The 13,320-nt window shown below is 70.5% G+C and carries 11 protein-coding genes; 8 read left to right on the top strand and 3 right to left on the bottom strand.

The window, feature by feature from the left end; translation table 11 throughout:
* Positions 1 to 36: 36 nt before the first annotated feature.
* A complete protein-coding gene (locus ACZ5CZ_RS01215) occupies positions 37 to 231 on the bottom strand; it encodes a hypothetical protein (protein ID WP_450784383.1) in 195 nt (64 codons plus the stop codon).
* 584 nt (positions 232 to 815) lie between these two features.
* Between ACZ5CZ_RS01215 and ACZ5CZ_RS01210 the strand changes: the two genes are divergently transcribed.
* From ACZ5CZ_RS01210 to ACZ5CZ_RS01175, 8 genes are all read left to right on the top strand, one after another.
* Positions 816 to 4,622 (top strand): sensor histidine kinase, encoded by a 3,807-nt coding sequence (locus ACZ5CZ_RS01210; RefSeq protein ID WP_468938120.1) that lies wholly within the window; start codon positions 816 to 818, stop codon positions 4,620 to 4,622.
* 9 nt (positions 4,623 to 4,631) lie between these two features.
* Positions 4,632 to 5,045, top strand: coding sequence for a roadblock/LC7 domain-containing protein (locus ACZ5CZ_RS01205; protein ID WP_385839767.1), 414 nt, complete (start codon positions 4,632 to 4,634; stop codon positions 5,043 to 5,045).
* A gap of 111 nt (positions 5,046 to 5,156) precedes the next feature.
* Complete coding sequence (locus ACZ5CZ_RS01200; protein ID WP_009190816.1) at positions 5,157 to 5,555, top strand: DUF742 domain-containing protein; 399 nt, start codon at positions 5,157 to 5,159, stop codon at positions 5,553 to 5,555.
* Positions 5,536 to 6,111, top strand: a complete 576-nt coding sequence (locus tag ACZ5CZ_RS01195) for a GTP-binding protein (RefSeq protein WP_385839768.1) — start codon at positions 5,536 to 5,538, stop codon at positions 6,109 to 6,111. The genes ACZ5CZ_RS01200 and ACZ5CZ_RS01195 overlap by 20 nt, the downstream gene beginning before the upstream one ends.
* A 530-nt stretch (positions 6,112 to 6,641) precedes the next feature.
* Positions 6,642 to 9,743: a sensor histidine kinase gene (locus ACZ5CZ_RS01190; protein WP_385840302.1), complete on the top strand. Its 3,102-nt coding sequence runs from the start codon at positions 6,642 to 6,644 to the stop codon at positions 9,741 to 9,743.
* Positions 9,744 to 9,753: 10 nt separating this feature from the next.
* A complete protein-coding gene (locus ACZ5CZ_RS01185; protein ID WP_004983065.1) occupies positions 9,754 to 10,167 on the top strand; it encodes a roadblock/LC7 domain-containing protein in 414 nt (137 codons plus the stop codon).
* Between the two features lie 97 nt (positions 10,168 to 10,264).
* Positions 10,265 to 10,834, top strand: a complete 570-nt coding sequence (locus ACZ5CZ_RS01180; RefSeq protein WP_385839769.1) for a DUF742 domain-containing protein — start codon at positions 10,265 to 10,267, stop codon at positions 10,832 to 10,834.
* A complete protein-coding gene (locus ACZ5CZ_RS01175; RefSeq protein WP_055515381.1) occupies positions 10,815 to 11,396 on the top strand; it encodes a GTP-binding protein in 582 nt (193 codons plus the stop codon). Before ACZ5CZ_RS01180 ends, ACZ5CZ_RS01175 begins: the two co-directional genes overlap by 20 nt.
* A 77-nt stretch (positions 11,397 to 11,473) precedes the next feature.
* Here the strand turns inward: ACZ5CZ_RS01175 and ACZ5CZ_RS01170 are convergent, their stop codons facing one another.
* Together ACZ5CZ_RS01170 and ACZ5CZ_RS01165 are read right to left on the bottom strand one after the other, a co-directional pair.
* Complete coding sequence (locus ACZ5CZ_RS01170; protein ID WP_385839770.1) at positions 11,474 to 11,662, bottom strand: acyl-CoA carboxylase epsilon subunit; 189 nt, start codon at positions 11,660 to 11,662, stop codon at positions 11,474 to 11,476.
* Between the two features lie 57 nt (positions 11,663 to 11,719).
* The gene (locus tag ACZ5CZ_RS01165) at positions 11,720 to 13,315 is read right to left on the bottom strand and encodes an acyl-CoA carboxylase subunit beta (RefSeq protein ID WP_385839771.1); all 1,596 of its coding nucleotides are present in this window, start codon (positions 13,313 to 13,315) and stop codon (positions 11,720 to 11,722) included.
* Positions 13,316 to 13,320 lie beyond the last annotated feature (5 nt).

Below are 13,320 nucleotides of genomic sequence, written 5' to 3'. Positions count from 1 at the left end.
GAGGATCCCTCCGGCCGCGCCCGTCGGTGCCGTCGGCTACTCTCCGGCCGGGGCCCCCACGCCCACCGGCATCTCCATCAGAACGGTGCGCCGGGGGTTGGCCGTCTGGGTCGGCAGGTCGACGGAGTGCTCCGGCAGCTCGGCCGTCTGCAACTCGCCGGCGTCCTTGAGGTGGGCCAGCGTCGTGCGTCGCGGGTTGGCGATCTTGTGGAACAGCGTCGTCGTCTTCACCGTTGTACGAGTCCTCGTCCTGTGTCGGCGGGTCTGGAGCCTGCGGGCTTACAGATGCGTCCCTCATGTAAAGCGTCAGGCTAAACATCCGATTCCCCGCCGAAGACGCCAACTGACCCGGATGGACGTGTGAGTTTGCTCACGAACTCACGGGCAAACCGGTCAATTCCGGCCGACAATCCGCCCCGACGAAACGGACATTGGGCAGCTGAACCCATCATTCCGCTCCTGATCATGGCGACTGGGACACCGGGCACCGGGCGGCGACTCACCCCCCTATGCCCGTTCTGCCCAGGAACGGCTTCGACGGCCGGTAGTCCGTCACTCACGCGCCGTCACGGAGGTCACAGCTCGGGACACGGCCCTTGTTGGAGATCCGGCACTGTGCTGGAATTCCACGGACCGCCGCGGGATCGAGCCGGCGCGCAGGGGGCGCAACACAGCGCCGAGTGGCGGCGAGAGGGGGAACCAGCGCCGGTCACTCAAGACCACCCGGGGGGCGTAATTCAGGGCGCTCTCCAAACGCCGACACCGTGTCCCTCCGTTCACGCGGAGGGGTGCCTGGTCCAGAGGTTGCGACGCTAGTGCAGGGACGTTTCAAGAGGGATGGCAGCGCCTCGGCGGAGCCGGAGCCGCACGACGGGACTGGCCCCATGAAGGGCAGCTCCTCGCCCCAGCACGCCCAGAACCCGGGCCCGGCCCCGTCCGGAGACGGCGGTGAGCGCGGCGGCCGTCCGGGCGCCTCGTCCTCCAAGGCCGCGCCGGGATCCACGAACTCCGGTGCCCCCACACCGACCGCGAAGTCCCCCCAGGGCCCGACCGGCCCCGGCTCGCGCATGGCGCTGCGCAACTGGCGCATCTCCACGCGTCTGGTGTCGCTGCTCGCGCTGCCCGTGGTCGCGGCGACCTCGCTCGGTGCGCTGCGCATCGACCAGAACATCACCGACATCCAGCAGCTCGACAACATGAAGCTGCTGACGGACATGACCAAGCAGGCCACGGAACTGGCCGCCGCGCTCCAGGAGGAGCGCGACCAGTCCGCCGGTCCCCTGGCGCACGGCCTGAAGGCCACCGACTACACGGTCAAGGGCTACCAGGAGAAGACCGACCGGGCCCGCGAGAACTTCCTCAACTCCTCCGAGCAGATCGACGCGGCGAGCAAGGACGGCCAGCTCCAGGGCGTCCGAGACGCCCTCGTCGGCCTCGCCAACCAGCTGGACGACCTGGCGAAGATCCGCCGGTCCGCGTACACGTCCAAGGGCAACTCGACCCAGACGATCGAGTCGTACCACCGGCTGATCACCCAGCTGATCGGTCTGTCCCAGGACATGGCCGAGGCGTCCAGCAACCCGGAGATGATCTCCCGCACCCGTGCGCTCGCGGCCTTCTCCACCGCCAAGGAGTACGCCTCCGTCCAGCGCGCCACGATCGCCGCCGCACTGCCCGCGTCCAACGCCACCAAGGGCAAGCTCTCCGAGAACGACCGCCTCTACGGCGAGTCGGCCTACGCGAGCGAGAACTCCGAGCTGGCGATCTTCCGCAAGATCTACGCCTCCGAGAACGCCGAGGAACTCCTCAAGCCGATCGACGAGGGCAACCCGACGATCCAGTCGGCGGACACCTACGCCAAGCGCTCCTTCGAGTCCTCCGACGGACTCCAGCAGCTGCCGGCGCGGTCCTACCGGGACTGGGTGGACGACAGCTCCACCAAGATCGAGCAGATGAAGAAGATCGAGCACACGCTGCTCGAGGACATGGAGCAGAAGGCCCGCGAGCTGAAGAGCGCCACCCAGCGTGACGCCATCATCTCCGGTGTGCTGATCCTGCTCGTGCTCGGCGTCTCGCTGGTCGGCGCGTTCGTCGTGGCCCGGTCCATGATCCGCTCGCTGCGCCGGCTCCAGGAGACCGCCACCAAGGTCGCCCAGGAACGCCTGCCCGAGCTGGTCAAGCAGCTGTCGGAGTCCGACCCGCAGGACGTCGACACCTCGGTGGAGTCCGTCGGTGTGCACTCCCGGGACGAGATCGGCCAGGTGGCCGCGGCCTTCGACGACGTGCACCGCGAGGCGGTCCGCCTCGCCGCCGAGCAGGCCCTGCTGCGGGGCAACGTCAACGCGATGTTCACCAACCTCTCGCGCCGCTCCCAGGGTCTGATCCAGCGCCAGCTCTCCCTCATCTCCGAGCTGGAGTCCCGCGAGGCCGACCCGGACCAGCTGTCCTCGCTGTTCAAGCTGGACCACCTCGCCACCCGTATGCGCCGTAACGGCGAGAACCTCCTCGTCCTCGCGGGTGAGGAGCCCGGCCGCCGCTGGACCCGCCCGGTCCCGCTGGTCGACGTGCTCCGCGCCGCCGCGTCCGAGGTGGAGCAGTACGAGCGCATCGAGCTGGCCTCCGTACCGACCACCGAAGTGGCCGGCCGGGTCGTCAACGACCTCGTGCACCTCCTCGCCGAGCTGCTCGAGAACGCCACCTCCTTCTCCTCGCCGCAGACCAAGGTCAAGGTCACCGGTCACGCGCTGCCCGACGGCCGCGTGCTGATCGAGATCCACGACACCGGTATCGGCCTCTCCCCCGAGGACCTCGCGGCGATCAACGAGCGGCTCGCCTCGCCGCCCACCGTGGACGTCTCGGTCTCCCGCCGCATGGGTCTGTTCGTGGTCGGCCGACTGTCCCAGCGCCACGGCATCCGCATCCAGCTCCGCCCGTCCGACTCCGGTGGTACGACCGCGCTGGTCATGCTGCCCGTGGATGTCGCCCAGGGCGGCAAGAAGCCCGTTCCGGGCAAGCCCGGCGCGCCGCTCGGCACCGGTGGTCCCGCCGCCGCGCAGGCCGCCGCCGGTGCGGCCGCGGCCCGTCGGCAGACCGGCCAGGGCAACGGCAACGGCAACGGCGGCGCCCTCGGCGGTGCCCCGGCCGGTGGCGGTCTGCTCGGCGGCTCCGGTCCGCGCGGCCAGGTCGGCGCCGGTCAGGGTCCCCGGGCCGCGCTGCCCGGCACCGGTCAGGGCGGCCGTCCCGGCGCTCGCGGTCCGCAGGCGCCCGGGGGTCCCCAGCAGAACCGTCAGGCCCCGGCCGGCTTCGGCGGCCAGGCGCCCGCCGCCCCGCAGGGTCTTCAGGCGGCCGGCCCGAACGGCCCGCAGGACGCCTTCGGCGGCCGTGGCCCGCAGCGGCCCGCCGACCAGGGCCGCCAGCCCCAGCTGCCGCCGCGCGGCGGACCGCGGGCCGAGCTGCCCGGCGCCGGCGCGCCCGCGCGCACCCCGTCGTGGAGCGAGGACCCGACCCCGCAGTCCCGGGCCTCGCTGGACACCCCGCGCGGCCACGACGAGCAGGACTCGGCGCACACCGCGCGGATGCCGCGGGTGGACGACCGGCAGGGCCCGGGCTCGACCTCGGAGATACCGCGGATCGACGCCCAGAACCCGGCGGCCACGGGCCAGTTCCCGCGCGCCGAGCTGCCCGGCGCCGGCCAGTACAACGGCGCGGAGAACACCGGGCTGTACCAGGGCACCGAGACGACGGGCCAGTTCGAGGCCCCGCAGCGGCCCGAGCAGTACAACGGCGCCCAGGGCACCGGCCAGTTCGCCCGTCCCGAGGCCCCGCAGCAGCCCGGCGGGTACGACAACCAGGGTGACCGGCAGGACACCGGTTCGTTCGTCCGCTCGGACATCTTCGGCGCCCCGGCGACGCCCGCGCGGCAGGACGAGAACCCGCAGACCACCGGCGAGTTCCAGGCCCCGCAGGGGTACGAGAACGGCTACGGCACCGGGTACGACGGCGGCTCCACCGGCCAGCACGCGCTGCCCGCCCGCCCCGAGCCCACGCACACCGGCCAGTTCGAGCGCCCGCGCCCGGCCGCCCGGGACGAGTTCGGCGCCCCGCGCCATTCCGCTCCCCAGCAGCCGCAGCGCCCGGTGCACCGTGAGCCGGAGGCGCTGCCGCCGGCCAGCGGCCCGTCGGACGGCCGTACCCCGCTGTACGACACGCTGGAGACCAACTGGTTCCACGGCGGTCCGCAGGCGGAGAACGCGCCGGCGCCGCAGCAGCAGCCCGCGCAGCAGCAGCCGCAGCAGCCCGCGGCGCCGCAGCGCTCCGCCGCCGACACCGGCTCCTGGCGCACCTCGCCGAACGACGACCTCGTCCGGCAGGCCGAGCGCGTCCGGCAGCCCGCCTCGGGTGGTATCACCACCTCCGGTCTGCCGCGCCGGGTGCCCCGGGCGAACCTCGTCCCGGGCACCGCGCAGCAGCAACAGCACCAAGCCGGTCCGCAGGTCTCGCGTGCGCCTGACGACGTACGCGGACGGCTGACCAATCTCCGTCGGGGTATCGCTCAGGGCCGTCAGGCCGGCAGCGGCCAGACCGGCAGCTTCCCGAGCCCCACTCACCAGCAGGAGCGTTAGTTGAGTCCGATGAGCCAGGCGGCACAGAACCTGAACTGGTTGATCACCAACTTCGTGGACAACACCCCCGGGGTGTCGCACACGGTGGTGGTCTCCGCCGACGGCCTTCTGCTGGCGATGTCCGAAGGCTTCCCGCGCGACCGCGCCGACCAGCTGGCGGCGGTCGCCTCCGGGCTGACCTCGCTGACGGCCGGGGCGTCCCGGATCTTCGAGGGCGGCAACGTGGCCCAGACGGTCGTGGAGATGGAACGCGGGTTCCTCTTCCTGATGTCCGTCTCGGACGGCTCGTCCCTGGCCGTGCTGGCGCACCCCGAGTGCGACATCGGCCTGGTCGGCTACGAGATGGCTCTCCTGGTCGACCGCGCGGGCACGGTCCTCACGCCGGACCTGCGCGCCGAACTGCAAGGAAGTCTGCTTCACTGACCGACCCGAGATCCACCCGCCTCACCAAATCACCGTCCGGCCGCCACAATCCCCCCACCGGCCCCGTCAGACGGTCAGTCCGACCGACTTGCTGTCCCGCCCGGAGGATTCATGACCCCGCCCACCGCCCATCATGATCCGTACGCGGAGCCGTACGGGGACGAGGGCGACCAGCCGCTGGTACGTCCCTACGCGATGACCGGCGGCCGGACCCGGCCGCGCTACCAGCTCGCGATAGAGGCGCTGATCAGCACCACGGCCGACCCGGCAGCGCTCATGGGGCTCCTTCCGGAGCACCAGCGCATCTGCCATCTGTGCCGTGAGGTCAAGTCGGTGGCGGAGGTCTCCGCGTTGCTGGCCATGCCGCTCGGTGTGGCGCGGATCCTGGTCGCCGACCTCGCCGAGGCCGGCCTGGTCGCCATCCACCAGCCGGGTGGCGACGAGAACAACGGTGGCGCTCCGGACGTGACGCTGCTCGAAAGGGTGCTCAGTGGACTTCGCAAGCTCTGACGGGGGCCGGGCCACCACCTCCGCGAAGATCGTGGTGGCGGGCGGCTTCGGCGTGGGCAAGACCACGTTCGTGGGCGCCGTCTCGGAGATCAACCCGCTGCGCACAGAGGCCGTCATGACGTCCGCTTCGGCCGGCATCGACGACCTCACCCACACCGGGGACAAGACCACCACCACGGTGGCCATGGACTTCGGCCGCATCACCCTCGACCAGGACCTGATCCTCTACCTGTTCGGCACCCCCGGCCAGGACCGCTTCTGGTTCATGTGGGACGACCTGGTCCGCGGCGCCATCGGCGCAGTGGTGCTCGTGGACACCCGACGCCTCGCCGACTGCTTCCCCGCGGTCGACTACTTCGAGAACTCCGGCCTGCCCTTCGTCATCGCCCTCAACGGCTTCGACGGACAGCAGCCCTACACCCCCGACGAAGTACGCGAAGCCCTCCAGATCGGCCCCGACACCCCCATCATCACCACCGACGCCCGCCACCGCGCCGACGCCAAGAGCGCACTCATCACCCTCGTGGAACACGCCCTCATGGCACGCCTGCGGTAGCACTCGAGTTCGACACCGGTTGCGGCAGTTGCCGTGGACCGTTCGGAGCCGGCTGTGGCCTTAGACACGGCCGGCTCCGGTGTTCATAACAGTTCGGCAGAGGAATCACCGCACTTCACCACGCGACGCGGTCGTGCGGTGCCGCTGCGCTCACAACGGCCCCGTCTTTTGGCGGGGCTCGCTCTTTATGACCGTTTTATCTGGCGTTTACAACGGCTCCGTCACAAGCTTTCCACTGTTTGGAAGTGCACTGGTCCACGTGCTGGAATGCCTGAACTGCCCATTGGTCAAAGACGTACTCCGTAGTGGTCTGCGACGAACCGGGCTCTGAGAGACTGCGGCACGACGAAGGTGCCGACCGCCGAGAGGTTGTTGGTCGAGTGAGGCGAAGCAAGAAGGCTCCCGAGCCGTCGGCACGGGGCAACTTCACCCCGCCGCCGCGCGCTGCGGCGCCCACCCCTGTACCCGGTCAGGAGCCGTCGGCGACTCCGGCTCCGAGCGGCAGCCGTCTCTCGCCGCGCAACTGGCGGGTGCCGACCCGGCTGAACGCGATCCTGCTCATACCCGTGGCGGTCGGTCTCGTCATGGGTGGTTTCCAGGTGAAAACCTCGATCGACACCTGGCAGCAGGCCCGCGACGCCGAGAGCACCGCCCGTCTGGTGCGCGCCGCCCTCGGCTATGCGGACGCCCTCGAGAACGAGCGTGACGTCACCGCCGCCCCGCTGCTGCTGAAGAAGAAGGACAGCGCCAGCAAGGCGACCATCGACAACGCCCGCAAGGCCACGGACACGGCGGCCGACGCCTTCGACCAGGCCGCGCAGAACATGCCGCACAAGGCGGGCCTGGAGCGCCGGCTGAAGCTGTTCCGCGAGGCCGAGCCCAAGCTCGCCCAGCTGCGGCAGATCGCGTACACCTCCAGGGTCACCGGCGTACAGACCGAAGAGGGCTACGTCGAGGTCAGCCACCCGCTGATGGAGTTCGCCAACGAGCTGGGCCTGGGCACCGGCAACATCACCTCCTACGGCCGTACCGTCTACGCCATCTCACTGACCAAGGCGGCGCTGTCGCTGGAGCGGTCGATCGGCACCCACCTGCTGGTCAAGCCCGGTCCGGACGCCCCCAACCTGGCGACCCAGCGGGTCTCCCTGTCCTCGTACGCCTATCTGGAGCGCATCGCCCGCGAGGAGTACATCGGCGGTGGCACCGAGGCCGACGCGCAGAAGCTGACCGGCCTCGAGGACCAGATCAAGGCGGACGTCTCCGCGCAGGCCGCGAAGGCCAAGGCGAGCAACCCGCAGTTCGTGTCCGACCCGACGGCCATGGTCACGTTGCTCGCCACCATGCCGGACACCAGCGCGCTCACCCGTCAGGGGCTCGCGTCGAAGGGCGTCACCGCCGACAACTGGTTCGCGGTCAACACGCTGAAGTACAAGGCCTACCGCAAGATCGAGTCGGACATGGCCGACAAGGCGGTGAGCGAGGCCTCCGACATCGCCGACAACGCCAAGACCTCCGCGTTCATCACCGGTGGCGTGGTCGTGATCGCGCTGCTCGCCGCCTTCATCCTGGCCGGTCTGGTGGCCCGGCAGATCAGCCGCTCGATGCGCCGGCTGCGCAACGCCGCCTTCGGCATCGCCGAGCAGCGCCTGCCGATGCTGGTCGACCAGCTCTCCCGTACCGACCCGGGCCGCGTGGACACCCGCGTGGAGCCCATCCCGATCACCAGCCGCGACGAGATCGGCGAGGTCGCCCGCGCCTTCGACCAGGTCCACCGCGAGGCGGTCCGGCTCGCCGCCGAACAGGCGCTGCTGCGGGGCAACATCAACGCGATCTTCACCAACCTCTCGCGCCGCAACCAGTCGCTGATCGAGGGCCAGCTGACCCTGATCACCGACCTGGAGAACAACGAGGCCGACCCGGACCAGCTGGAGAACCTCTTCCGGCTGGACCACCTGGCGACCCGTATGCGCCGCAACGGCGAGAACCTGCTGGTCCTCGCCGGCGAGGAGCCCGGCCGCCGCTGGGACCAGCCGGTCCCGCTGGTCGACGTGCTGCGCGCCGCCTCCTCCGAGGTGGAGCAGTACGAGCGCATCGAGCTGTCCGGCGTGCCGGAGGCCGAGATCCACGGCCGCGCGGTCACCGACCTCGTGCACCTGCTGGCCGAGCTGCTGGAGAACGCCACCACGTTCTCCTCCCCGCAGACCAAGGTCCGGGTGACGGCGACCCGTCTGCCCGACGGCCGCGTCATGATCGAGATCCACGACAAGGGCATCGGTCTGACCGCCGAGGACTTCGCGGACATCAACCACAAGCTGGCCAACCCGCCGACCGTGGACGCCGCGATCTCCCAGCGCATGGGCCTGTTCGTGGTCGGCCGCCTGTCCGACCGGCACGGCATCCGGGTCCAGCTGCGCCCCTCGGGCGAGCAGGCCGGTACCACCTCGCTGGTCATGCTGCCGGACGCGATCACACACGGCGGTGGCGGCGAGGCCGCGCTGGAGCGCGACGAGTTCACCGTCTCGCAGATCATCCCGGAGCAGCAGTTCCAGGGCGAGAGCTTCAGCCAGCAGCAGCCCCTGCGCACCGCCGCCGAGCTGGGCTTCGACGACAGCCGGTACACCGAGGTCCCCGACGACATCCGGGAACTGGACCCGGTCGGCCGCTCGCTGATGCGCGAGGAGCGCCGTGCGGCCCTGGAGGCCCAGACGCACGGCCAGCCGGGCGAGGAGGCCGCGGAGGCCGCCGCCGGCTACGCCGACCCGCTCTTCGACAGCCGGCAGCAGCCCTCGTACCAGGAGCAGCAGCAGACCTCCTACGAGGAGCAGCAGCAGCCGTCGTACGAGGAGAGCTACGAGCAGCAGGGCTACGAGCAGCAGCCGTACGAGCAGCACTACGACGAGCAGGGGTACTACGCGCCGAACGGCGGCCTGCCGCAGAACAACGGCCTGCCGCAGAACGACGGTTTCCCGCAGGCCGGCGCGGCCGGCGGCTACCCGGACCCCGCGTACGCCGAGCCCGCACAGCAGCATGCCTACCAGGACGACTGGCCCCAGCAGGACGGCTACCAGAACGGCTATCCGGCCCAGTACGCTCCGGAGGCGGAGCCCGTGCAGGCCGCTGACGCAAGTGAGCGGAACCGCGTAGGCTTCGACCGTCCGGGAACGGCCTCTCCCGCCGCAGACGACGTGTCCGCACCCGACCTGACCGACGCCGGGCTGCCCCGCCGCGGTTCCGCGGCGAGCGGTGCCCAGGGCGCCGGTGGCGCGAACGGCGCGGCGCGCGTGCAGCAGGAAGCGCCGGCTCCCGCACCGGGCAACACGCCGGGCGGCAACGGCGACAGCGGCTGGCGTTCGGCGAACGACGAGCGGTGGCAGCAGGCCGCGCAGCTCCGGAAGCCCAAGGCAGGCGGGGTCACCGCCTCCGGCCTGCCGCGGCGCGTGCCCAAGGCCAACCTGGTCGAGGGCGCCGCCGAAACCACTCCCCAGGGAGGCCCACAGGTCTCCCGTGCCCCGGAGGACGTCCGGGGCAGGCTGAGCAACCTGCGTCGAGGCGTCCAGCGCGGACGCAGCGCAGGCAGTGAAACGAACGGCCAGGGCTTCGGTCCTGACAGCACCTACAACCAGGAGCGTTAGTGTGAGCCCGATGAGCCAGGCGGCACAGAACCTGAACTGGTTGATCACCAACTTCGTGGACAACACCCCGGGGGTGTCCCACACGGTGGTGGTCTCCGCCGACGGACTCCTTCTGGCGATGTCCGAAGGCTTCCCCCGCGACCGCGCCGACCAGCTCGCGGCCGTCGCCTCCGGTCTGACCTCGCTGACCGCCGGTGCCTCGCGCATCTTCGAGGGCGGCAGCGTGAACCAGACGGTTGTGGAGATGGAGCGGGGATTCCTCTTCATCATGTCCATCTCCGACGGGTCCTCCCTCGCGGTACTGGCCCACCCGGAAGCGGACATCGGCCTCATCGGGTACGAGATGGCACTTCTGGTGGACCGTGCGGGCACGGTCCTCACCCCGGATCTCCGTGCGGAGCTCCAGGGCAGCCTTCTCAACTAGCAAGCGGACGGTGCGAGTCCGCGTTCCGGGGCCGTAAGGTTTCGGGACGCGGCTCCACAGGGATGGGCGCCCGGCACAGTCGGAGGAGGAGAAGAAAGTGGCAACACCCCCAGGTGGTTCGTCTACGGGCAACTGGTCGTACGGCCCTGCCCAGGGCCGGCAGGACGGCTCGGCGAACCCGTACGGCTACCCCTCCTCCCCGGCCCACCGGCAGCCGTACGCCCCGCAGGGCCCCGGCCCTTCGCCGTACGACCAGCCTCCGGCGCCGCGCATCCAGCCGGTACAGCCGCAGCGCCGCCCCGAGCCGGCGCCCGCGACCGCGTCGAACAACCCCCTGGTGCGTCCGTACGCCATGACCGGCGGCCGGACCCGCCCGCGCTACCAGCTCGCCATCGAGGCACTGGTGCACACCACCGCCGCTCCGCATCAGATGCAGGGCCAGCTGCCCGAGCATCAGCGGATCTGCAACCTGTGCCGGGAGATCAAGTCGGTCGCCGAGATCTCGGCGCTCCTCACGATTCCCCTCGGCGTGGCCAGGATCCTCGTCGCCGACTTGGCGGAGGCGGGCCTGGTCGCCATCCATCAGCCCGGCGGCGACGAGAACGCCGGTGGCCAGCCAGACGTGACACTGCTCGAAAGGGTGCTCAGTGGACTTCGCAAGCTCTAGCGGCGGTCCTTCCCGCTCCACCACCTCCGCGAAGATCGTGGTGGCGGGCGGCTTCGGCGTGGGCAAGACCACGTTCGTCGGCGCTGTCTCGGAGATCAACCCGCTGCGCACAGAGGCCGTCATGACGTCCGCTTCGGCCGGCATCGACGACCTCACCCACACCGGGGACAAGACCACCACCACGGTGGCCATGGACTTCGGCCGCATCACCCTCGACCAGGACCTGATCCTCTACCTGTTCGGCACCCCCGGCCAGGACCGCTTCTGGTTCATGTGGGACGACCTGGTCCGCGGCGCCATCGGCGCAGTGGTGCTCGTGGACACCCGACGCCTCGCCGACTGCTTCCCCGCAGTCGACTACTTCGAGAACTCCGGCCTGCCCTTCGTCATCGCCCTCAACGGCTTCGACGGACAGCAGCCCTACACCCCCGACGAAGTACGCGAAGCCCTCCAGATCGGCCCCGACACCCCCATCATCACCACCGACGCCCGCCACCGCGCCGACGCCAAGAGCGCACTCATCACCCTCGTGGAACACGCCCTCATGGCACGCCTGCGGTAGCCGGATCCGCGGTAGACAGGCAGAGAAACTGAGCAGGGCCCCTCTCCGAGGAGAGGGGCCCTGTTCGTCGTGCGGGATCAGTGCCAGCTGTGCGGGGCGCGGAAGCCGGGCTCGCGCTCCAGGCGGCGCCAGCCGGCCCTGGCCCGGCCGCTGTGGCCCGGGGCGGCGGCCGGCCGGGCGGCCGCGCGGGCCAGCAGGACGGCCGTGAGAGCGGCGACTTCCTCGGGCTCGGCGTGGCCCTTCTCGACGCGGATGTCAGTGTTCATGGATGTCAGTCTCCGTGAGAGAGAGGTCCGCGGGGTTGCCGCGGCGGGTCCGCTCGGTTACTGCGGGGGGTTGCCGTGCTTGCGGGAGGGCAGATCGGCGTGCTTGGTGTGCAGCATCGCCAGGGAGCGGATGAGCACCTCACGCGTCTCGGCGGGGTCGATCACGTCGTCGACCAGGCCGCGCTCGGCCGCGTAGTAGGGGTGCATCAGCTCGGCCTTGTACTCCTTGACCATCTTCTGACGCATGGCCTCGGGGTCCTCCGCGTCCGCGATCTGCCGGCGGAAGATCACGTTGGCGGCGCCCTCGGCGCCCATGACGGCGATCTCGTTCGTCGGCCAGGCGTAGGTCAGGTCGGCGCCGATCGACTGGGAGTCCATGACGATGTAGGCACCTCCGTACGCCTTGCGCAGGATCAGCGAGATCCTCGGCACGGTCGCGTTGCAGTAGGCGTACAGCAGCTTCGCGCCGTGACGGATGATTCCGCCGTGCTCCTGGTCGACACCCGGGAGGAACCCGGGTACGTCCAGGAAGGTGACGATCGGGATATTGAAAGCGTCACACATCTGGACAAAGCGCGCAGCTTTTTCGCTCGCCTCGATGTCCAGTACGCCCGCCAGCACCTGGGGCTGGTTGGCGATGATGCCGACGACCTGGCCGTCCAGCCGGGCGAGGGCGCAGATGATGTTGCGGGCCCAGCGCTCGTGGACCTCCAGGTACTCGCCCTCGTCGACGATCTCCTCGATGACCTTGGCCATGTCGTACGGCCGGTTGCCGTCGGCCGGGACCAGGTCGAGCAGGATGTCGCTGCGGCGGTCGACGGGGTCCGCCGACTCCACCCGGGGCGGGTTCTCGCGGTTGTTCTGCGGGAGCAGCGAGAGGAGGTAGCGCACCTCGGCGATGCAGGTCTCCTCGTCGTCGTACGCGAAGTGGCAGACGCCGGAGGTCTCCGCGTGGACGTCCGCGCCGCCCAGGCCGTTCTGGGTGATCTCCTCGCCCGTCACCGCCTTGACCACGTCGGGGCCGGTGATGAACATCTGCGAGGTCTCGCGGACCATGAAGACGAAGTCGGTGAGGGCGGGGCTGTAGGCCGCACCGCCCGCGCACGGGCCGAGCATCACGGAGATCTGCGGGATCACACCCGAGGCCTTGGTGTTGCGCTGGAAGATGCCGCCGTATCCGGCGAGCGCCGAGACGCCCTCCTGGATCCGGGCACCGGCGCCGTCGTTCAGGGAGACCAGCGGGGCACCGGCCGCGATGGCCATGTCCATGATCTTGTGGATCTTGGTGGCGTGGGCCTCGCCCAGGGCGCCGCCGAAGATCCGGAAGTCGTGGGCGTAGACGAAGACCGTGCGGCCCTCGACCGTGCCCCAGCCGGTGATGACACCGTCGGTGTACGGCTTCTTCGCCTCCAGGCCGAAGCCGGTGGCCCGGTGCCGGCGCAGCTGCTCGACCTCCTGGAAGGAACCCGGGTCCAGAAGCAGCTCGATGCGCTCCCGGGCCGTCAGCTTGCCCTTGGCGTGCTGTGCCGCGGTCGCCTTCTCGCTGGGGCCCGCCACTGCCTGCGCACGGATCTCGTGCAGCTCGGCGACCCGTCCGCGCGCGTCCGTCGGCTCGCCGGTCGGCTCACCCGTCGTCTCTTCCAAAACGGTCATGTAGT

This window comes from Streptomyces sp. NPDC031418, from assembly GCF_055581605.1.
The sequence above is the reverse complement of the archived record's forward strand: the minus strand, read 5'-3'. Positions and strand labels throughout refer to the sequence as shown.